At 64.4% G+C, this 20,586-nt stretch carries 23 protein-coding genes and 1 pseudogene; 20 read left to right on the top strand and 4 right to left on the bottom strand.

Features of this window, described 5'->3' with window-relative positions; all coding sequences use genetic code 11:
- Positions 1–90: 90 nt before the first annotated feature.
- Positions 91–1,020 carry a helix-turn-helix transcriptional regulator gene (locus H7F36_RS05975; RefSeq protein ID WP_187053816.1) on the bottom strand — a complete coding sequence of 310 codons (930 nt, stop codon included), beginning with the start codon at positions 1,018–1,020 and terminating at the stop codon, positions 91–93.
- Positions 1,021–1,152: 132 nt separating this feature from the next.
- Here H7F36_RS05975 and H7F36_RS05970 point away from each other — a divergent pair, with 132 nt between their 5' ends.
- Genes H7F36_RS05970 through H7F36_RS05940 form a run of 7 tightly spaced genes read left to right on the top strand, consistent with a single transcriptional unit; the run spans position 1,153 to position 8,008 of the window.
- Positions 1,153–2,727 (top strand): benzoate-CoA ligase family protein, encoded by a 1,575-nt coding sequence (locus H7F36_RS05970; RefSeq protein WP_187053815.1) that lies wholly within the window; start codon positions 1,153–1,155, stop codon positions 2,725–2,727.
- Entirely contained in the window at positions 2,724–3,524 is an 801-nt protein-coding gene (locus tag H7F36_RS05965; protein WP_187053814.1) for an alpha/beta fold hydrolase, read from the top strand. The genes H7F36_RS05970 and H7F36_RS05965 overlap by 4 nt, the downstream gene beginning before the upstream one ends.
- Positions 3,521–4,699, top strand: coding sequence for an ABC transporter substrate-binding protein (locus H7F36_RS05960; protein WP_187053813.1), 1,179 nt, complete (start codon positions 3,521–3,523; stop codon positions 4,697–4,699). The genes H7F36_RS05965 and H7F36_RS05960 overlap by 4 nt, the downstream gene beginning before the upstream one ends.
- Before the next feature lie 23 nt (positions 4,700–4,722).
- Positions 4,723–5,595, top strand: a complete 873-nt coding sequence (locus tag H7F36_RS05955) for a branched-chain amino acid ABC transporter permease (RefSeq protein ID WP_187053812.1) — start codon at positions 4,723–4,725, stop codon at positions 5,593–5,595.
- A complete protein-coding gene (locus H7F36_RS05950; RefSeq protein WP_187053811.1) occupies positions 5,595–6,545 on the top strand; it encodes a branched-chain amino acid ABC transporter permease in 951 nt (316 codons plus the stop codon). Before H7F36_RS05955 ends, H7F36_RS05950 begins: the two co-directional genes overlap by 1 nt.
- A 13-nt stretch (positions 6,546–6,558) precedes the next feature.
- Positions 6,559–7,305, top strand: a complete 747-nt coding sequence (locus tag H7F36_RS05945; protein ID WP_187053810.1) for an ABC transporter ATP-binding protein — start codon at positions 6,559–6,561, stop codon at positions 7,303–7,305.
- Between the two features lies 1 nt (position 7,306).
- Positions 7,307–8,008, top strand: a complete 702-nt coding sequence (locus tag H7F36_RS05940) for an ABC transporter ATP-binding protein (RefSeq protein ID WP_187053809.1) — start codon at positions 7,307–7,309, stop codon at positions 8,006–8,008.
- Positions 8,009–8,040: 32 nt separating this feature from the next.
- On the opposite strand, the gene H7F36_RS05935 is transcribed toward H7F36_RS05940, so the two are convergent.
- Positions 8,041–9,360, bottom strand: a complete 1,320-nt coding sequence (locus tag H7F36_RS05935) for an AsmA-like C-terminal region-containing protein (protein WP_187053808.1) — start codon at positions 9,358–9,360, stop codon at positions 8,041–8,043.
- A gap of 84 nt (positions 9,361–9,444) precedes the next feature.
- Between H7F36_RS05935 and H7F36_RS05930 the strand changes: the two genes are divergently transcribed.
- Entirely contained in the window at positions 9,445–9,900 is a 456-nt protein-coding gene (locus tag H7F36_RS05930) for a hotdog fold thioesterase (protein ID WP_187053807.1), read from the top strand.
- An 18-nt stretch (positions 9,901–9,918) separates the two neighbouring features.
- Here the strand turns inward: H7F36_RS05930 and H7F36_RS05925 are convergent, their stop codons facing one another.
- Positions 9,919–10,308 (bottom strand): hypothetical protein, encoded by a 390-nt coding sequence (locus H7F36_RS05925; protein ID WP_187053806.1) that lies wholly within the window; start codon positions 10,306–10,308, stop codon positions 9,919–9,921.
- Positions 10,309–10,533: 225 nt separating this feature from the next.
- Here H7F36_RS05925 and minC point away from each other — a divergent pair, with 225 nt between their 5' ends.
- The 9 genes and pseudogenes from minC (at position 10,534) to rutF (ending at position 17,041) form a co-directional block, all read left to right on the top strand.
- The gene (gene minC / locus H7F36_RS05920) at positions 10,534–11,292 is read left to right on the top strand and encodes a septum site-determining protein MinC (RefSeq protein WP_187053805.1); all 759 of its coding nucleotides are present in this window, start codon (positions 10,534–10,536) and stop codon (positions 11,290–11,292) included.
- A gap of 25 nt (positions 11,293–11,317) precedes the next feature.
- Positions 11,318–12,133, top strand: coding sequence for a septum site-determining protein MinD (minD, locus tag H7F36_RS05915; protein WP_187053804.1), 816 nt, complete (start codon positions 11,318–11,320; stop codon positions 12,131–12,133).
- 2 nt (positions 12,134–12,135) lie between these two features.
- Positions 12,136–12,387: pseudogene (gene minE, locus H7F36_RS05910) on the top strand (cell division topological specificity factor MinE); the annotation flags it as partial.
- A 279-nt stretch (positions 12,388–12,666) separates the two neighbouring features.
- A complete protein-coding gene (rutA, locus tag H7F36_RS05905) occupies positions 12,667–13,779 on the top strand; it encodes a pyrimidine utilization protein A (RefSeq protein ID WP_187053802.1) in 1,113 nt (370 codons plus the stop codon).
- 48 nt (positions 13,780–13,827) lie between these two features.
- Positions 13,828–14,580: a pyrimidine utilization protein B gene (rutB, locus tag H7F36_RS05900; protein ID WP_187053801.1), complete on the top strand. Its 753-nt coding sequence runs from the start codon at positions 13,828–13,830 to the stop codon at positions 14,578–14,580.
- A gap of 36 nt (positions 14,581–14,616) precedes the next feature.
- A complete protein-coding gene (gene rutC, locus H7F36_RS05895; protein WP_187053800.1) occupies positions 14,617–15,006 on the top strand; it encodes a pyrimidine utilization protein C in 390 nt (129 codons plus the stop codon).
- 37 nt (positions 15,007–15,043) lie between these two features.
- The gene (rutD, locus tag H7F36_RS05890) at positions 15,044–15,889 is read left to right on the top strand and encodes a pyrimidine utilization protein D (RefSeq protein WP_222620439.1); all 846 of its coding nucleotides are present in this window, start codon (positions 15,044–15,046) and stop codon (positions 15,887–15,889) included.
- Entirely contained in the window at positions 15,886–16,476 is a 591-nt protein-coding gene (locus tag H7F36_RS05885) for a malonic semialdehyde reductase (RefSeq protein ID WP_187053799.1), read from the top strand. The genes rutD and H7F36_RS05885 overlap by 4 nt, the downstream gene beginning before the upstream one ends.
- Positions 16,477–16,579: 103 nt before the next feature.
- Complete coding sequence (gene rutF, locus H7F36_RS05880) at positions 16,580–17,041, top strand: NADH-dependent FMN reductase RutF (RefSeq protein WP_261802616.1); 462 nt, start codon at positions 16,580–16,582, stop codon at positions 17,039–17,041.
- Positions 17,042–17,082: 41 nt separating this feature from the next.
- Here the strand turns inward: rutF and rutR are convergent, their stop codons facing one another.
- Complete coding sequence (rutR, locus tag H7F36_RS05875; RefSeq protein ID WP_261802512.1) at positions 17,083–17,868, bottom strand: HTH-type transcriptional regulator RutR; 786 nt, start codon at positions 17,866–17,868, stop codon at positions 17,083–17,085.
- Between the two features lie 150 nt (positions 17,869–18,018).
- Here rutR and H7F36_RS05870 point away from each other — a divergent pair, with 150 nt between their 5' ends.
- The 3 genes from H7F36_RS05870 (at position 18,019) to H7F36_RS05860 (ending at position 20,578) form a co-directional block, all read left to right on the top strand.
- A complete protein-coding gene (locus H7F36_RS05870) occupies positions 18,019–19,020 on the top strand; it encodes an isopenicillin N synthase family dioxygenase (RefSeq protein WP_187053797.1) in 1,002 nt (333 codons plus the stop codon).
- 13 nt (positions 19,021–19,033) lie between these two features.
- A complete protein-coding gene (locus tag H7F36_RS05865; RefSeq protein ID WP_187053796.1) occupies positions 19,034–19,420 on the top strand; it encodes a VOC family protein in 387 nt (128 codons plus the stop codon).
- Positions 19,421–19,489: 69 nt separating this feature from the next.
- Positions 19,490–20,578 (top strand): BMP family ABC transporter substrate-binding protein, encoded by a 1,089-nt coding sequence (locus tag H7F36_RS05860; protein ID WP_187054819.1) that lies wholly within the window; start codon positions 19,490–19,492, stop codon positions 20,576–20,578.
- The last annotated feature ends 8 nt before the right edge of the window (positions 20,579–20,586 follow it).

Raw genomic sequence — 20,586 nt, 5'->3', positions numbered from 1 at the left:
CGTCTTTCTCCGATCGCATGCATGATCGTGCATGCAACGGAGCGAGTCAATACCGCCCGACGACTGGAATGCCTTATTTCAAAATCGGCCTCAGGTGCCGTTTTGCGCGCCGACCACAGGCAGCACCGCGCTGCGCAGCGCGTCGAAACTTTGCTGCAGCGTCTGGCCGTGCGTGTCGATCGTCAGGTCGGCCTTCGAATAGAAAGCCGCCCGGCCGTCGAGAATGCGCTTGAGGTCCTGCATCGCTTCCTTGCTGGCCGCCATGGGCCGCGTGTCGCCCTGCGCGACCACCCGGCCCATGTGCTCTTCGGGTGCGGCCTGCAGCCACACGGTGGTGCAATGCGCCAGCAGTTCATTGAAGGTGGCCGGGTCCGACACGATGCCGCCCGGCGTCGCGATGACGACCTCGCCATAGATCTGGATCGCCTCTTCCAGCGCACGCCGCTCGTAGCGGCGATAGGCGTTGGTGCCATACAAATCGTGGATCTCACGCACGCTGCAGCCGGCCAGCTTTTCGACCTCGCGGCTGAGCTCGACAAAGGGCAGTTCCAGCTCGTCCGCGAGCATTTGGCCGAGCGTGGATTTTCCTGCGCCGCGCAGGCCCACGAGCGCGATGCGCCGGTGCCGTGCCGCGTCGACGCCCGCGGTGCCGAGCAGCTCACCGATGGCCACGCGCACGCGGCGCAGATCGGCCTCGTCGCGGTGCTCCAGCAGCTCTCGAATCAACAGCCATTCAGGCGAACTCGTCGTGAAGTCGCCGACCAGCTCGGCCAGCGGGCAGTGCAGTGCGGTCGCGACCTGCTGCAACACCAGGATCGATGCATTGCCGGTGCCGTATTCGAGGTTGGCCAGGTGCCGCTCCGACACGCCGGCTGTCTTCGCCACCGCCTTGCGCGTGAGCCCGCGTTGGGCGCGCAGGTTGCGCACCCGGTCGCCCAGCGCCACCAGCAGTGGATTCTTTTCCTCGCTCTCCGCGATCTCTTCGGGTGCCGACAGCACCGCCTCGACTTGCTCGTTCATTCGATCCCTCGGGGTAAACACCATACATGCACTATATTGCTTGACACCCTATGGGGCCGTGCTTATGGTGCGTGCACAAGCAAGATACTGCACATGAACTGATACCGCAAGTGATCGAGACGGAGACCCACGATGAGCCTGCCGAGCCCCTTCAATTTTTCAGAGCACCTGTTTGCACTGAACCGCGGACGTGCGCAAAAAACTGCTTACCTCGACGACCATGGCGCGCTCAGCTACGGCCAGCTCGAAGATCGGGCACGTCGTTTTGCCACCGCACTCCTCACTGCGGGAATCAGGCGCGGGGAGCGCGTACTGCTGCTGCAACTCGACAGCATCGACTGGCCCGTCAGTTTCCTCGGTTGCCTGTATGCCGGCGTGGTGCCGGTGGCCGTCAACACACTGCTCACGGCAGACGACTACGCCTACATGCTGGACCACAGCGGCTCGGTCGCGGCGCTGGTGTCGGGCGCCTTGCTGCCGGTGTTGCAGGACGGCATGTCGCGCGCACCGCACGCGCTGCGTCGGCTCTTCGTATCGCATCCGATCACCACACTGCCCGACGGCGCACTGGATTTCGACTCGATGATCGCCAGCCACATGCCGATGGCCGAGCCGCTGGCAACCGAGCCGACCGACCACGCCTTCTGGCTCTATTCCTCCGGCTCGACCGGGCGCCCCAAGGGCACGGTGCACGCGCACGGCAGCCTGTGGTGGACGGCAGAACTGTTCGGCAAGCCGGTGCTGGCGCTGACCGAAGACGACGTGTGTTTCTCGGCCGCCAAGCTGTACTTCGCCTATGGGCTGGGCAACGCACTGACCTTTCCGCTGTCGGTGGGTGCGACCGTGGTGCTGATGGCCGAACGCCCGACGCCCGATGCCACGTTCAAGCGCTGGACCGGCAATGCCGCGCACGGCGTAGCTGCGGCGATGAAGCCGACCGTCTTCTTCGGCGCGCCGACCGGCTTCGCGGGCATGCTCGCCTCGCCTGCATTGCCGATGGCCGACACCGTCGCACTGCGCATGTGCTCGTCTGCCGGCGAAGCTTTGCCGGGCGAGATCGCACAGCGCTTCAAGGCGCACTACGACTGCGAAATCATCGACGGCATCGGTTCCACCGAGATGCTGCACGTCTTCATCTCGAACCGGCCGGGCGACATTCGTTACGGCACCACGGGCAAGCCGGTCGAAGGCTATGCGATCGAGCTGCGCGGTGAAGACGGCAACGCCGTGGCCGACGGCGAGGTCGGCGACCTCTACATCAAAGGCCCGAGCGCCGCGCTGATGTACTGGGCCAATCCCGAAAAAACAGCCGCCACCTTCAAGGACGGCTGGACCCAGAGCGGCGACAAATACTCGCGCGATGCAGACGGCTACTACACCTATGCCGGCCGCAGCGACGACATGCTGAAGGTCAGCGGGATCTACGTTTCGCCCTTCGAGGTCGAGTCGACGCTGATGCTGCACCCGGCCGTGCTCGAAGCCGCGGTGATCGGCAAACCGGATGCGGACGGCTTGACCAAGACCAAGGCCTACGTGGTGCTCAAGGCCGGCCAGACCGCCAGCGACGACGAGCTCAAGGCCTTCGTCAAAAACCGACTGGCGCCCTACAAATACCCACGCTTCATCGAGTTCGTCGACGAACTGCCCAAGACCGCCACCGGCAAGATCCAGCGCTTCCGCCTGCGCGAGCGGGAACAGGCCGCGTGACGTCGGATTGCGAATTCGCCACCCTCCAGTGGCGCGAGCGCGCGGTGCGCATCGAGGTCGTGCGCATCGCGCCCGAGCGCGTCGGTGCACCGTTGATCGTGTTTCTGCACGAAGGCCTCGGCTCGGTTGCGATGTGGAAGGATTTCCCGCAGCGGCTGTGCGAGGCGGGCGGCTTTCGGGGGCTGGTGTTTTCGCGCCCCGGCTACGGTCGCTCCACACCCCGCGGCGTCAACGAGAAATGGGAGCTCGACTTCATGCACCGGCAGGCGCAAGAGGTGCTGCCCAGGCTGCTGGGCGCCCTCGGCATCAACGAACCCATCTGGTTGTTCGGCCACAGCGATGGCGGCTCCATCGCGCTGCTGTTCGCCGCCCATTCGCCCGAACAGGTGGCGGGCCTCGTGGTCGCCGCGCCGCACATCCTTGTCGAAGACAAGACGGTGCAGGCCATCGAACAGGCGCGCGCAGCCTACGAGACCACTGACCTGCCGCAGCGACTGGGTCGCTATCACGACAGCGCCGACTCGGCCTTTCTGGGATGGAGCCGCATCTGGCTGCACCAGAGTTTCAGGCACTGGAACATCGAGGCCGAGCTGACCGGCATCGACTGCCCAGTGCTGGCGATGCAGGGCGTCGACGACGAATACGGCACGCTTCAACAGATTCGCGGCATCAAGCGGCGCCTGCCGCAAACCGAGTTGCTCGAGCTGGCCGACTGCGGGCATTCCCCGCATCGCGATCAGCCGGAACAAGCCATATTGGCGACCGTTTCGTTCATCAATAAAAGGAGACTTTCATGACCCCTCGCTTCACCTGCGCCGCACGTGCCACGTTCACGGCGTTGACTTTGGCCTGCATCGCCACGCTCGGTCATGCACAGCAAGCCAAACTCAAGGTCGGGCTGATGCTGCCCTACAGCGGCACCTACACCGCGCTGGGTGTCGCGATTGAAAACGGCTTCAAGCTGCGCGTCGAAGAGCAAGGCGGCAAGCTCGGTGGCCGCGAGATCGAGTACGTGAAGGTCGACGACGAGTCCGATCCGTCCAAAGCCACCGACAACGTCAACAAGCTGATCAAGCGCGACAACGTCGATGTCATTGTCGGCACAGTGCACTCGGGTGTGGCGATGGCGATGGCCAAGGCGGCGAAGGAGAGCGGCACGATCCTGATCGTGCCTAACGCCGGCGCGGATGCAGTGACGGGCCCGATGTGCGCGCCCAACATCTTCCGCAGTTCGTTCACCAACTGGCAGCCCGCCTACGCCATGGGCGAGGTCGCAGCCAGGCAGGAAAAAAAGAAGAAGGCGATCACCATCACCTGGAAGTACGCGGCAGGTGACGAAGCGGTCAACGGCTTCAAGGAAGGCTTCGAGAAGAACGGCGGGCAGGTCAGCAAGCAGCTCAACGTGCCGTTCCCCAATGTCGAGTTCCAGGCGCTGCTGACCGAGATCGCGGCGGCCAAGCCGGATGCCGTCTTCGCCTTCTTCGCAGGCGGTGGCGCGGTGAAGTTCGTCAAGGACTATGCCGCGGCAGGTCTCAACAAGACCATCCCGCTGTACGGCCCCGGCTTCCTGACGGATGGCACGCTGGATGCGCAGGGCGACGCGGCGCAGGGCATCCTGACCGCGCTGCATTACGCCGATGGCCTCAACACACCGCGCGACACGAGCTTTCGCACGGCCTACGCCAAGATGTTCAAGCTGCAGCCCGACGTGTATGCGGTGCAGGGCTACGACGCGGCGCAGATGCTCGGCATCGGCCTCGCCGCGGTCAAGGGCGACATCTCGAAGAAGGCCGAGTTCGCAGCCGCTATCGAGAAGACGAAGATCGACAGCCCACGCGGCGCGTTCTCCATCAGCAAGTCGCACAACCCGGTGCAGGACATCTATCTGCGCAAGGTCGAGGGCAAGGAAAACAAGATGATCAGCATTGCCAGCAAGGCTTTGGCCGACCCGGCCCGCGGCTGCCGCATGTGATGGCCTGAAGCGAGATCGACCGCGTGGAATTGGGGACCTTTCTCGTCCAGTGCCTGAACGCCGTGCAGTACGGCTTGCTGCTGTTCCTGGTGGCGTCGGGGCTGACGCTGATCTTCGGGATCATGGGCGTCATCAATCTGGCACACGGCAGCTTCTACATGCTGGGTGCCTACATGGCGTTCGCGCTGGCACCGCTCTTCGGCGACCAGTTCATAGTCATGCTGCTGGCCGGCGTGGTGCTCGCTGCGGTGTTCGGCTATCTGCTCGAATGGGCCTTCTTCAGCTACCTGTACCAGCGCGACCATTTGCAGCAAGTGCTGATGACCTACGGCCTCATCCTGATGTTCGAAGAGGTGCGCTCGATCCTCGTCGGCAACGACGTGCACGGCGTCAAGGCGCCACCGTGGCTCGAAGGCAGCTTCGCGCTCGGCGACCTCATGAGCTACCCGTGGTATCGGCTCTTCGCATCGGCCGCCTGCATCGTGCTGGCGGCCGCTCTCTACTTCGTCGTGAACCGCACGCGGTTGGGCATGATGATTCGCGCTGGTGGCAGCAACCGCGACATGGTGCGCGGCCTGGGCATCGACATCCGCAAGCTCTACCGCATCGTCTTCGCCGCCGGCGTAGCGCTCGCCGCATTGGCCGGGATGATCGCGGCACCGATGTCTTCGGTCTATCCCGGCATGGGCGCCAGCGTGCTCATCGTCTGCTTCGTGGTCGTGGTGATCGGCGGTATCGGCTCGATCACCGGGGCACTGGTGGCATCGCTTCTGGTCGGCTTCGTCGACACCTTCGGCAAGGTGCTCTTTGCCGAAGTGAGCGGCATGGGTATCTATGTGCTGATGGCGATCGTGCTGATCTGGCGGCCTGAAGGTCTTATGGGGCGCAGGGCTTGATGCACCAGTTCAACCGATTTCTTCCGCTCGCCTGTGCCATTGCACTGGCGCTGCTCGGCCCACTGCTGAGCCCGTACGTTTCGGATTTCATCGTCAAGGTGATGATCCTGTCGATCTTTGCGCTGAGCCTCGAACTGCTGGTCGGCATGACCGGGCTGGTGAGCCTGGGCCATGCGGCGTTCTACGGCATCGGTGCCTACGCGACGGTGCTCGGCTCGGGCGCCGAAGGCGGCTCCATCGCATGGCTGCTGCCGCTCGCGATGGGCTCGGCAGCGGCCTATGCGCTGGTGGTCGGTGCGTTGAGCCTGCGCACGCGCGGCGTGTACTTCATCATGGTCACGCTGGCCTTCGCACAGATGGCGTTCTTCGTGTTCCACGACACCAAGCTCGGCGGCGGCAGCGACGGCATCTACATGTACGTGCGGCCCGCGCTGGGCGCGCTCGATATGGAGAACCGCAGCATGCAGTTCTACTTCGTGCTGGCGGCGCTGGTGTTCACTTTCGGCTTGCTGGCGTTGATCCGGCGCTCGCGGTTCGGCGCGGCACTGGCCGGCATCCGCGTCAACGAACAGCGCATGCGGGCGGCGGGCTATCCGGTGTATGGCTACAAGCTCGCGGCCTTCGTCATTGCCGGCGCACTGGCCGGGCTCGCGGGCTTCTTGCTGGCCGCACGCGACGGCGTGGTCAATCCTGAATTGCTGGCATGGCACAACTCCGGCGAGGTGCTGTTGATGATCATCCTGGGCGGTCTCGGCCACCTGCGCGGCGCAGTGATCGGTGCTGTCGCCTTCACGCTGTTGAAGGAGCTGTTGTCGACGCACGCCGTGGTCGGTCCGCTGGCGGATCACTGGCAGCTGACGCTGGGCCTGTCGATCATCGCGTTCGTCGCACTGCTGCCCAAGGGGATCATCGGCATCGCGGCGCGGCTCTCGCCGAGGGCGGCGACATGACGAGGGCGCCAGCATGAGCGCGCTGTTGTCCGTCGATGCATTGACGCGCCGCTTCGGCGGGCTCGTCGCCGTCAACGCAGTCAGCATCGACCTGCACCGCGGCGAAATCCACGCGGTGATCGGCACCAACGGCGCAGGCAAGTCGACTTTGATCAACATGCTGTCGGGCGAGATCGCCGCATCGAGCGGGCGCGTGGCGCTCGATGGTGTCGACATCACGACGCGCGCGCAGTCGCGCCGCGCGCGTGACGGAGTGGGTCGCAGCTACCAGCGCACCACGATCTTTCCGGAGTTCAGCGTGCACGAGAACTGCCGGCTTTCGGCGCAGGCCGCGACGGCACGGCCGTGGGCGGTCTGGCAGGCATCGGGCAGTTGCGCGGCGAGCAATGCAGCGGCGGGAGAAGCACTCGCTGCCGCCGGCCTCGAGGCCGATGCAGGGCGCATTGCCGGTACGCTGAGCCACGGTGCCAAGCGACAGCTCGAAGTCGCGATGTGCCTGGCGACGAAGCCGCGCGTGCTGCTGCTCGACGAACCGCTCGCAGGCATGGGCGCTGAAGAAACCGAACGCATGCTCGCCTTGCTGACGCGTCTGAAAAAGACGCATGCGATCCTGCTGGTGGAGCACGACATGGACGCGGTGTTTCGCATCGCCGATCGCATCACGGTGATGGTGAACGGTACCGTCATCGCGACCGGCGATCCGGCCGCGATCCGCAACAACGCCGATGTGCGCACCGCCTACCTCGGCGAAGGACATTGACGTGCTCCAGATCGAAGCCATCAACACGTACTACGGCGACAGCCACATCCTGCGCGGTGTCGATATCGAACTCCCTGCCGCCACGTCGCTCGGCTTGCTCGGGCGCAACGGCATGGGCAAGACCACGCTCATCCGCACGCTGATGGGCTACGTGCGGCCGGCGTCGGGCCGTTTACTGCTCGACGGCATCGACGTGACCGGCAGCGCACCGGAGAAGATGGCGCGACGCGGCATCGGCTACGTGCCCGAGGGCCGCGGCATCTTCCCCAATCTGTCGGTGCGAGAGAACCTGGTGATGAGCGAACGGGCGGGCATCGGCGGCGCTCGCGACTGGACTTTCGAGCGCGTGATGGCGACCTTTCCGCGGCTGTCCGAGCGGCTCAATTTCGGCGGGCAGCAACTGTCGGGCGGCGAGCAGCAGATGCTCGCGATCGGCCGGGCCCTGATGACGAACCCGCGCCTGCTGGTGCTCGACGAAGCGACCGAAGGACTCGCGCCGCTGGTGGTCGCGGAGATCTGGCGCGTGATCGGCGACATCAGGGCCACCGGTATCGCGACGCTCATCGTGGACCGCGACTGGCGCCGCGTGCTGGCCCATACCGACCGGGCGGTGGTGATGGAGAAGGGGCGCATCGTGCTGGCGTCCTCTTCCGCTGAATTGAGTGCGGCGCCCGATGAACTGGCTGGGTGGCTGGGGGTCTGATTGCCTGCAACGGCACACAACCAGCCAAGCAGCTAAGGCCGCCCCACCCCGGCCTTCGCTCTATCGTCCTTCTTCCCACCGAACATCTGCTCGACCTTCTGCCCGATACGCGCCCCGATCGCGGTTCCCACGCCCGGCAGCACCGCGGTACCTATCGCAGCCCCGGTGAGCGCAGCGCCAGTCAGCGACACCTCCGGCTCATCGACCGTGCCAGCCACTTTCAATGGCACGCCGACCACGCCGTCGACGATGTCGACCGCCACATCGCCATCGATCTTGCGGTTGAACAATCGCACGTTGCCCGTGGCGGTGAGCACGCCGGAACGTGCCTTCAGGTTGGTGTACTTGAGGACGACGCCGTCGTCGGTGCCTTGGGTGTCGAGCGTGCCGCTGAGCTCATCGAGCGGCGTGCGGCCGCCGCGGCTGATGCCGGCGGTGCTGACTGCTTTGGCGAGATCGATTCGTGTCAGCGCTGCGGGCTTGACCGAGAACCGCGTGCGCGTGTGCAGCTTTCGGGCGAACTCGGTGACCTGCTCGCCCTCGACATCGATCTCGGTCGTGCCCGAAAGTTTGCCGGCCAGTGGCGCACGCCGGTCGAATGCTTTCACCAGGCTCTCGATGTCGATCGCCTTTGCTTCGAATCGACCTGTGACACGCAGCAGTCCGGCGGGCGTGGTGTCGAGCCTGGCTTCTCCGTTCCACGTGCCGCCACCGGCTTCCATGAGAACGCGCCATCGATCCTCGTTGCTGCCGACGCGCTCGGCGCGGGCTTGCGTCACAGGCTCGACGCCCAGCCGTCGAATCGCCGCCACCCGCGGTCGCCAGCTGGCGTCGAAGGTGACCTCGCCGTCATAGGCGAGTGAGATGTCGCGCCGGTCGATCCAGCGGACGTCGCGCCAGCGCAATTGCTCGACCGGTGTCGATGCCAACGTCCACTCGCTGGGCAGGTGTTTCTTCGCCAGGTCGTCTTGTTTGCCGGCACCGCCACGCCCTCGAAACGCCCGCACCGACGCACTGGGAAAAACGGCGCCTTCGACATCGACCGCGTCGAACGCGATCTCGCGGCGCCACAGCGGTGCGACGCGCAGCCGGAGCATCACGCGCCTGGCGACGATGGGCTGCGCTTGCGCAGTCGCCAGCTCGTTCAGCACCAAGGTCGGCATGGGCCACAGCGTGCGGTGCGCGCTGCCGATCTTGAGACCGATGCCGAAGTTCTCTTCGAAGCGTGCGCTGAGCTCGGCTGCGATCTTTTCGTCGCTCGGTAAAAGCGCGCTGGCCGTGACGACCACCGCACTCACCACCACGCCCAACGCCACGGCGATTCCGGTCAGCCAACGTTGGGTGCGAGTCATCGTTTCAGCTTAGCGTGCGGCGGCTCCGCGGCCTGTCAGCCGCCGTCGCTATAGTTTCGGCAATCGTTCACTGGAGCAACACCCATGCGGATCTGGAAGAAAGAAATCTCGATAGAACTACTGACCCAGAGCCACGTGGGCACTGCGGTCGAGCACCTCGGCATGGAGTTCACCGAGGTCGGCGACGACTTCATCACCGGTCGCGTGCCGGTCGACGTGCGCACGCGCCAGCCGTATGGCCTGCTGCACGGCGGCGTGTCGGTGGTGCTGGCCGAAACGCTGGGATCTTGCGGTGCCCACTATTCAGCCCCGGAAGGCGACCGCGCGGTGGGGCTGGACATCAACGCCAACCACCTGCGCTCTGCCACCAGCGGCTGGGTGACGGCCACGGCGCGCCCTGTTCACCGTGGTCGGACCACGCAGGTGTGGCAAATCGACATGAAGAACGACGCCGGCGAATTGACTTGCGTCTCGCGCATCACGATGGCGGTGCTGCAGCCGCGTGGTGGCGCCAAAGACGCGAACGGGGCGAAGAGCTGACGCCGACCGCCAAGAGGCTTACGAATCGACTCGTTCGACCGCGGGTATGACGGCCGATGGAACCGCCATGGAAACGGTGCCCAATCCCGACACACGCGGGGTCGTGACATAGCCTCGGGTTCGCATGCGAAAAGTTGCAATCAGGCGCTGCAGCAGATCATCGAACAAGCCCAGCGGATCGTTGACCAAACGCGACACGGCGTAGGTTCCGAGTGCAATGCCCTCGTAGCGAATTTGCACGCCGTCGAAGTAGTGCTGGAGCGCGAGCCCGGCGTCGTAAAGGCAGCGCTCGACCGAGTCGAACAACTCGCCGGGCGAGCCCTGTTCCGGAACCACAACGGCGCTCACGGAGTAAGTGAAGTGCACGCCGCCGGGGTGTGCCTTCCGCACATCCAGAATAGGCTGCAAGGCAATGCTTGACGGGCCGGTAGTCGAAGAAGTATTTTTTTCCAAGTGAAGCAGTCTGCCGCTGCCAAAACGCTTCGCTGTAGGAGTGCGTCGCCTTTGCCTGACGGCTAAAAAAGTGCAACCGCATGCAAGAAGTGTAGGTCGTCCCGGTCATCGGGCCTGCTTTTTGCCGGGCAGTCGCAACGAGCCCGGTAGACTCGCCAGCTTTTCGAACGAACGTTTTCCATGGCCGATTCATCCGCCGCGCGCACCAAGGCGGTTTTCGAATTCAAGAGCGCCACGCTCCCGCTGATCGCGGTGATCCTCAAGACCGCCGACCTCGCGATACTGGCTGAAGCGCTCGATGCGCAGCTCGCCGACTCACCCGACTTCTTCGAGCAAGAGCCGGTGGTGATCGATCTGTCTGTGCTGCAAGAAACCGGTACGGCGCCCGACATCGACTTCGCCCGGCTGCGCAGCCTGCTGGCGCGCCACCAGACGCAGCCCATTGCCGTACGAGGTGGCAACGAGCTGCAAAACATCGCGGCACGCGCGGCCGGTCTGTCGCTGGCGGCCATGCCGGTGTCCCCGGCGCCTCGGGCTCCAGCGCAAGAAGCGGTTGCCGCTGCACCGGAAGCACCGCGAATCGTGCGTGAGGTGCCCGTGCCTGCCAACGGCACGCTCGTCATCGACAAGCCGCTGCGCTCGGGCCAGCAGGTCTATGCACGCGGCGGCGATGTCATCGTCACCGCGGTCGTGAGCTTCGGTGCCGAGGTCATCGCCGATGGCAACATCCATGTGTACGCACCGTTGCGTGGCAAAGCCATTGCGGGCGCTCGCGGCAACATCGATGCGCGCATCTTTTCGACCTGCCTCGAAGCGCAACTGGTGGCCATCGCGGGCATCTACCGCACCGCGGAGGTTCCGCTGCCCGCCAATGTGCTCGGCAAGCCGGCGACCATCCGCCTGGACGGCAAAAAATTGGTGATCGATCCGATCGCCTGAACAGAAACATAAAAGAGGAATGGCCATGGCCAAAATTGTGGTGGTGACTTCGGGCAAGGGCGGCGTCGGCAAGACGACGACGAGCGCCAGCTTTGCATCCGGCCTGGCGCTGGCCGGCAAGAAGACGGCTGTGATCGACTTCGACGTCGGCCTGCGCAACCTCGACCTCATCATGGGTTGCGAACGCCGCGTGGTGTACGACCTCATCAACGTGATTCAGGGCGAGGCCAACCTCAACCAGGCATTGATCAAGGACAAGCAGTGCGAGAACCTGTTCGTGCTGGCTGCCTCGCAAACGCGCGACAAGGAAGCGCTGACGCAAGAGGGCGTCGAGAAGGTCCTCAAGGACCTGTCCAACATGGACTTCGACTACATCGTGTGCGACTCGCCGGCCGGCATCGAGACCGGCGCCATGATGGCCATGCACTTCGCCGACGAAGCGCTCATCGTGACCAATCCCGAAGTCTCTTCGGTGCGCGATTCCGACCGCATCCTCGGCATGCTCGGCAGCAAGACCAAGCGCGCGATCGACGGTGGTGACCCAATCAAGGAGCATCTGCTCATCACGCGCTACAACCCGAACCGCGTAGCCGGCGGCCAGATGCTGTCGCTCGACGACATCAAGGACATCCTGCGCATCAAGCTGATCGGCGTCATCCCCGAATCCGAGACGGTGCTCAACGCGTCCAACCAGGGCGTGCCCGCCATCCATGACAAGGGCACCGACGTGGCCGAGGCCTACCAGGACGTGGTCGCCCGTTTTCTGGGCGAAGACCGTCCGCTGCGCTTCATCGACGCTGACAAACCGAGCTTCTTCAAACGCATCTTCGGAGGAAAGTAAGCATGTCGCTTTTCTCGTTTCTCCTCGGAGAGAAAAAGAAGACTGCCAACGTCGCCAAGGAGCGGCTGCAGATCATCCTGGCGCACGAGCGATCCAGCCTCAACAGCAAGCGACCCGACTATCTGCCCGAGCTGCAGCGCGAGCTTTTAGCAGTGATCTCCAAGTACGTGTCGATCCGCCCCGAAGACCTCAAGGTGCATGTCGAGAGGCAGGACAACCTCGAAGTGCTCGAAGTGAAGATCGAGTTGCCCGATGCGGTGAAGAAGGCGGTCACTCGGCCGGCCGCGCCTGCTGTCACAGCGGCACCTGTCGCTGCGCCGGCTCCCAAGGCTCGCTGATCCAAAAAGGGGTCGGGCGGCGCCAGTGCGTGGCTGCACAACCGGCGTGCGCCAAACGATCCACTTTGGACCATTTGGACAAATTGACCAGGCCGGCTTGACGTAGGGCGTTGATTTCATTGGTTTTATGACTTGGCACGCTGCATGCATGTATGCGTTTCCCATGTTCATCCTGCTGCGGCGAGGACCATTCCAATGAAAGTCGGCATCTTCATTCCCATCGGCAACAACGGCTGGTTGTTGTCCGAGAACGCACCCCAGTACAAGCCGAGCTTCGCGCTCAACAAAGAGGTCACCCTCAAGGCCGAACACTACGGCCTGGACTTCGTGCTGTCGATGATCAAGCTGCGCGGCTTCGGCGGCAAGACCGAGTTTTGGGACCACAACCTGGAGTCGTTCACACTCATGGCCGGGTTGGCCGCGGTGACCACCAAGATCAAGCTTTTCGCCACCGCCGCATCGCTGGTGATGCCGCCCGCTATCGTCGCGCGCATGGCGTCGACCATCGATTCGATCTCGGGCGGGCGCTTCGGCGTGAACCTGATCACCGGCTGGCAGAAGCCGGAATATTCACAGATGGGCATGTGGCCGGGCGACGAATTCTTCGCGACGCGCTACCAGTACCTGTCCGAGTACATCCAGGTGCTGCGCGAGCTGTGGACCACCGGGCAGTCCGACTTCAAGGGCGACCACTTCAAGATGGACGACTGCCGCCTGAGCCCGCAGCCACAAGCCGACATGAAGGTGATCTGCGCCGGCCAGAGCGACGCCGGCATGGAATTCTCGGCCGCGCATGCCGACTACAACTTCTGCTTCGGCAAAGGCGTGAACACGCCCAAAGCGTTCGCACCTTCGGCGCAGAAACTGATCGACGCGGCCGCCAAGACCGGCCGCAACGTGACGACCTATGTGCTCATCATGATCATCGCGGACGAAACCGACGACGCGGCGCGTGCCAAGTGGGAACACTACAAGGCCGGCGCCGACCAGGGCGCGATCCAATGGCTCGGCGTGCAGGGCGCCGCCGACACCAAATCGGGCGCCGACACCAACGTGCGCCAGATGGCCGATCCGACCTCGGCGGTAAATCTCAACATGGGCACTTTGGTCGGCTCGTACGCCACCGTCGCGCGCATGCTCGACGAGATGGCGGAAGTGCCCGGCACCGAAGGCGTGCTGCTGACCTTCGACTATTTCGTCGAAGGCATCGAGGCCTTCGGCCAGCGCATTCAGCCGCTGATGAAGAGCCGCATCGGCGTCGATACGCCGGTTCCCTCCGCGGTGCAGCGTGAAGCGATCGCTGCTTGAATTGAATTGCGCCGCCACTGCATCGCCCAGGATCCGAAGGACATCGCCATGACCACCGCCGCCCCGAAGAACACCACGATCACGTCGACCACGCCGGTCGGCGTGCCGAGCCTCCCCGGCGCACCGGCACCGCTGGTGCTGCCCGCGCGGCCCGAACCGGTCGCGCTGCACGCGGCCAACTCGGCACTCATCGTGGTCGACATGCAGAACGCCTATGCGTCGCTCGGCGGCTACGTCGACTCGGCGGGCTTCGACATCTCGGGCGCGCAGGGCACCATCGCCAACATCGCACGCACCCTCGAGGCGGCACGCGCGGCCGGCATCCTCGTCGTGTTCTTGCAGAACGGCTGGGATGCGGACTACGTCGAAGCCGGGGGTCCGGGCTCGCCCAACTGGTACAAATCGAACGCGCTCAAGACCATGCGCAAGAGGCCAGAGCTGCAAGGCAAGTTCCTTGCAAAAGGCGGCTGGGACTACGAGCTCATCGACGCGATGAAGCCGCAGGCCGGCGACATCGTCATCCCCAAGACACGCTACAGCGGCTTCTTCAACAGCACGCTCGACAGCACGCTGCGGGCTCGCGGCATTCGCAATCTGGTGTTTACCGGCATCGCGACCAACGTGTGCGTCGAGTCGACCTTGCGCGACGCCTTCCACCTCGAATACTTCAGCGTGATGCTGGAAGACGCAACGCACGAACTCGGCGGCGCGGCGATCCAGAAGGCGACGGTCTACAACGTCGAGACCTTCTTCGGCTGGGTGTCCACCGTCGAAGATTTCTGCAAGACCGTCAGCGCCTGAGAGTGCCTTAGATCCGACTTATTCCCAGGAGCATCCATGCCCAAGCAAGCCATCATCCCGCCCGGCACCACCACGCCGATCGCGCCTTTCGTGCCCGGCACCATGGCCGACGGCATCGTCTACGTGTCGGGCACGCTGCCCTTCGACAAGGACAACAACGTGGTCCACGTGGGCGACGCCACGCTGCAAACGCGCCATGTGCTGGAGACCATCAAGAGCGTGATCACGACGGCCGGCGGCACGATGGACGACGTCACCTTCAACATGATCATGATCAAGGACTGGGCCGACTACGCCAAGGTCAATGCGGTCTACGCCGAGTACTTTCCGGGCGTGAAGCCGGCGCGCTATTGCATCCAGTGCGGCCTGGTCAAGCCGGAGGCGCTGATCGAGATCGCGTCCATCGCGCACGTCGGCAAGCCCTGACTGCAGTCCGGCTCACATAATTTTCCATGCCCCTGAAATGACTTTGCACTTCCAAGTCCACGGCGTCGACTCGGGCGCACCCAGCGTGTTGATGTCGTCCGGCCTCGGCGGTTCGGCTGGCTTCTGGCGTCCGCAGTTGCCCGGCCTGGTCGCCGCCGGCTGGCGGGTGGTGGTGTACGACCAGCGCGGCACCCACCGCAGCCCCGGTGTGCTGCCCAACGACTACGCCATCGCCGACATGGCACGCGACGTGGTCGAGGTGCTGGATGCCAGCGGCACGGCACGCTGTCACCTCGTCGGGCATGCGCTCGGCGGGCTTGTCGGCTTGCAGCTGGCACTCGATGCGCCAGGGCGTGTCGCCAGTCTGGTGCTCATCAATGCGTGGTCGAAGCCGAACCCACATTCAGCGCGTTGTTTCGATGCCCGCATCGCCTTGCTCGCCGGCTCGGGCCGACGCGCCTATGTCGAAGCGCAGCCGATCTTTTTGTACCCGGCCGCATGGAGCGCGGCGCATGCCGAGCACGTGGCCGCCGAAGTCGATCACGCTTACGACAACTTTCCGGGCGACGCCAACCTGCTGGCGCGCATCGGCGCGTTGCGCGCATTCGATGTGGATGCGCGGCTGGGTGACATCGGCGTACCGACCCTGGTCGCGACCGCTACCGACGACGTACTCGTGCCGTGGACCTGCTCGCAGCGGCTGGCCGATGGCTTGCCGAACGCGACGATGGAGCGCGTCGTACATGGCGGCCACGCGCACAACGTGACCGAAGCCGACGCCTTCAATCCGGTGCTGCTGAAGTTCCTCGCGCAACAAACGCAGCAGCAAGAACAGCCAACGCATAACCAACCTGACGCTACTTTCAGCGGACAACGCAAATGACACAGACCCTCGACCCCGCCGCACTGGCCACCCTCTTCACCGACGCCCGCAGCCACAACGGCTGGACCGACGCACCCGTGTCCGACGAGTTGCTGAGGAGCGTCTACGACCTGACCCGCATGGCGCCGACTTCGGCCAACTGCTCGCCAGCGCGCTTCGTGTTCGTGCGCACGCCCGAAGGCAAGGCAAAGCTCTCGCCGGCGTTGTCCAAAGCCAACCATGACAAGACGATGAGCGCACCGGTCACGGTGATCTGTGCGTGGGACAGGCTTTTCTACGACAAGCTCCCTGCCCTGTTTCCGCACGCCGATGCGCGCGCCTGGTTCACCGGCAGCGCCGAAGCCGCGCACGAGACCGCGTTCCGCAATGCCTCGATGCAGGCCGGCTACTTTTTGTTGGCAGCGCGTGCGCTCGGGCTCGACTGCGGTCCGATGTCGGGCTTCGACAAGGCCGTGGTCGACGCCGCGTTCTTCGAAGGCACGAGCTGGTCGGTCAACCTGCTGATCAACCTCGGTCACGGTGATGCGAGCAAGGTGTTCGGCCGCTTGCCGCGCCTGGCGTTCGACGAAGCCTGCGTGCTGGCCTGACGTCATGCCTTGCACGACCATGCCCGTGCCCGTGCCCTTGTCTGAGCTGCCAGCACCGTCCGAGCGCGAGGCGGCACTCGAGCGCAGCGACTTTCGCAATGCGATGTCACGGCTCGGCGCAGCGGTGAACATCATCACCACCGATGGCCCTGCAGGCCGCGCGGGGTTCACCGCATCGGCGGTGTGCAGCGTGACGGACGAGCCGCCGACCCTGCTCATCTGCCTCAATCGCACCGCCTCGGTGTACCCGGCCTTCCGGGCTAATGGCGTGCTGTGCGTCAACGTGCTGGGCGCGGGACAGCGCGCGCTCTCAAGTGTCTTTGGTGGCAAGACGCCGATGGACGAACGTTTTGCCGGCTCGCAGTGGGAGCGAGGCGCCACCGGTTCGCCGGTGCTCGAAGGCGCCTCCGTGTCCTTCGACTGCCGCGTCACCAGCAGCACCAGCGTCGGCACGCACGACGTGCTGTTCTGCGAGGTCGTGGCAGTGGCGATGGGCGAAGCGGCGCATGGGCTCATCTACTTCGATCGTCGCTATCACGACATCGTGACGCCACCGGCGCACTGAGCCGGCTCGGGACAAAAGGCCGAGTCCGATTTCGCGTCCGTTCAGTTCTTCGCGGCCGACAGGATGCCCTGCAGCACGATGCGCTGCACGCTCTCCACCGTATCTTCGAAGAACGCCGGATCCTCGAGCGTGCGACCGGTGATGGCCTGCACCTGCACGCCGAAATCGGCGTAGTGCTGCGTGGTCGCCCACAGCGCGAAGATCAGGTGATGCGGGTCGACAGGCGCCAGCTTGCCGGCCGCGACCCATTCCCTGATGACCTCCGATTTGCGGTCGACCAGATCGCGCAGTTCACGCCCCAGTTCGTCGCGCAATAACGGTGCGCCCTGAATCATCTCGAGGCAGAACAGCCGCGATGCGTCGGGCTGGTCGCGCGAGATCACCAGCTTGCGTCGGATGTAGTGGCCGATGGCTTCACGCGGGTCTTGCTCGGCGCTGAAACCGCGCAAGGGTTCGAGCCATACGGCGAGCAGTTCGCGCAACACGCTCACGTACAGCTCTTCCTTGTTGGCGAAGTAATAGAGCAGATTGCTCTTGGAGACGTCGGCCCGCGCTGCCACCTGATCGACGCTGGTGCCATGCAGGCCAAAGCGCGAGAACAACCCCAATGCGGCAGCAAGGATCACGCTGCGCTTGTCTTCGATCTGGCGCAGCCGGCGATTCACCGCGGCCACGCTGCGCACGCCGGGTGTGCGCAGCGCTTGCCCGCGCTGCGACGGCTTGGTGGCGGGTGCCGACTTGACGAGCTTGGCCGTCTTGGCCGTCTTGGCCGTCTTGGCCATCTTGGCATTGGCCGCCTTCACCGCTCCTCCGGATGTCTTCGGCATGGGCTGTTGCTTTCTTGTTTCTGCATGCCGTGCTGCTTGCATGACGCGGGCCAGTCTGCCGCATTTGTCCATTTGGTCCAACTGGCACAAACGTTGCATGTCACTGCCGCTGCAGCGCACCGGTTCGCGCTGTTCAAAAGGATTCGACCCATGACCCTGCTGACCGTACCCATCATCGATCTCGCGCCCTACTTCGAGGGCACCGAACAAGGCCGCGCCGAGGTCGCGCGCAAGGTCGACGAGGCTTCGCGCAGCATCGGCTTTCTGGTCATCACGCACCACGGCATTTCGCCCGAATTGATCGCACGCGTGTCCGAGCTGTCGCGCCAGTTTTTCGCGTTGCCTCTGGCCGACAAGCGCCGCGTCGACCGGCCGCGCGAAGACGCGGTGCGCGGCTACAGCGCGGTCGGCGAAGAAGGTTTGTCGTACAGCCTGGAAGAAACGACACCCGGCGACTTGAAGGAGTCGTTCTCGGTCGGTCCGTCGAACGTGCCGGACGACGAGTACCACCGCGGCAAGGCGGCCGGCCCGCACTTCGAGCCCAACAGCTGGCCCGACATCCCGGGCTTTCGCGAGGCCTACGAGGAATACTTCGAGGCGATGAGCGAGCTCTCGCGCTCGCTGATGCGTATCTTCGCGCTGGGCCTGAAGCTGCCGGAGCGTTTTTTCGACGACAAGATCGACGAACACATCAGCATGTTCCGCGTGCTGAGCTACCCGCCACAGAAAGAAGCCCCGTTGCCGGGCCAGTTGCGTGCCGGTGCGCACAGCGACTACGGCAGCCTGACAGTGGTGCTGCCCGACGACAAGGGACTGCAGGTGCTCAACAAGGCCGGCCAGTGGGTCGACGTGCCCCAGGTCGAAGGTGGCCTCGTCGTCAACATCGCCGACTTGATGATGCAGTGGACCAACGACCAGTGGGTGTCGACCATGCACCGCGTGATCAACCCGCCTTTCGAGGCAGCCAGCACCAACCGCCGCCAGTCGCTGGTGTTCTTTCACCAGCCCAACTACGACGCGATGGTCGAGTGCCTGCCGAGTTGTCTGGCACCCGGCGACAAGCCGACGTACGCGCCCATTTCTTCAGGCGACCACCTGATGTCGAAGTTCGTGAAACAGACGACCTTCGGCGGCACCAAGGTCGCGGCCTGAGGCGCACGTTTCGATGGCCCATCTTTCCTACGTCAACGTCTTTGCGAAAGACGTTCTCGCGCTCAGCGGCTTCTATCAACGCGTCTTCGGCTTCCCTGAAATCGAGGCGATTCGCTCGCCGATTTTTCGTGGGCTCGACACCGGCAAATCGAGCCTCGGCTTCAACGCGCTCGAAGCGTACGAGCTGCTGCACCTAGCCGAGTTCTCCGACACGCGCGGCGTCAAGTTCCTGCTCAACATCGATGTCGACAGCCAGGCCGATGTCGACCGCATGGTGCCGATCGCAGTGGCCGCTGGCGCGACGCTGATCAAGGCGCCTTACGTCACTTACTACAACTGGTACCAGTCGGTGCTGCTCGACCCGGAAGGCAATGTCTTCCGCATCAACTTCATGATGTGACGCGGCCTCGGCGACTGTCCCCTTCTTCTCTTCTCGATGTCTTCAACGCTCACCACCAAAGGCCTGACCATGTTCCGCAACACCGCCCCGTACGCCCTCGTGGCGCTGACCGCCTGCACCGTTCTCGTCGCGCCGGCCATGGCCGACGGCTTCACGCTCAAGGGCGAGCCGAAGATCGCGATGATCTATTTCGGCCCCAAGAACGACGGCGGCTGGACGCAGGCTTTCGACGAGGCGCGCATCAAGGTCGAGGCTGCGACCGGCAAGAAGATCCAGTTCGTCGAGAACGTGCCCGAAGACGCGTCGGCCATCAAGCCGGCGGCCGAGCGCTTCATTTCGCGCGGCGCGAACATCATCATCGGCACCGCCTTCGGCTACTCCGACACCTTCAAGGAACTGGCTGCCAAGTACCCGGACGTCGCGTTCCTCAACGGCTCGGGCACCACCAACGGCAGCAACCTCGAATCGTTCTACGGCCGCACCTACGAGAGCCAGTACCTGTGCGGCATGGCGGCCGGCGCGGCATCCAAGTCGGGCAAGCTCGGCTTCGTGGCGGCCAACCCCTTCGGCGTGGTGAACTGGACCGTCAACGCCTTTGCGCTCGGTGCGCAAAAGATGAACCCGAACGCCACCGTCAACGTGATCTACACCGGCGCATGGAACGACCCGGTGAAGGAGCGCGCGGCCGCCATGGCGTTGATCGACCAGGGTGCCGACGTCATCGGCCAGCACGTCGATTCGCCGACACCGCAGATCGTCGCGCAGGAGCGCGGCGTGTACGGCACCGGCCACCATCGTGATCTGCGCCAGTTCGCGCCCAAGGCCACGCTGTGCTCGTCGGTCTGGGTCTGGGACAAGTTCCTGACGTCCGAGCTGAAGAAGATCATGGCCGGCAACTGGACGCCTTCGCAATACGGCGCCTTCATCGAGATGAAGGACGGCGGCACCGACATCGCGGGCTTCGGTGCCGGCGTACCCAAGGACAAGGCCGCGATCATCACCGCCGAGCGCGACGCGATCCTCAAGGGCAAGCAGATCTACGCCGGCCCGCTGAAAGACCGCGACGGCAAGGAGCGCGTGGCTGCGGGCGGCACGCTGTCGGATGCCGACCTGTGGAAGATGGACTGGTACGTCAAGGGCGTGGTCACGCAAAAGTAAGCGCGGGA

The sequence above is a fragment of the Variovorax sp. PAMC28562 genome, from assembly GCF_014303735.1.
In the GTDB taxonomy this organism is placed as follows: domain Bacteria; phylum Pseudomonadota; class Gammaproteobacteria; order Burkholderiales; family Burkholderiaceae_C; genus Variovorax.
The sequence above is the reverse complement of the archived record's forward strand: the minus strand, read 5'-3'. Positions and strand labels throughout refer to the sequence as shown.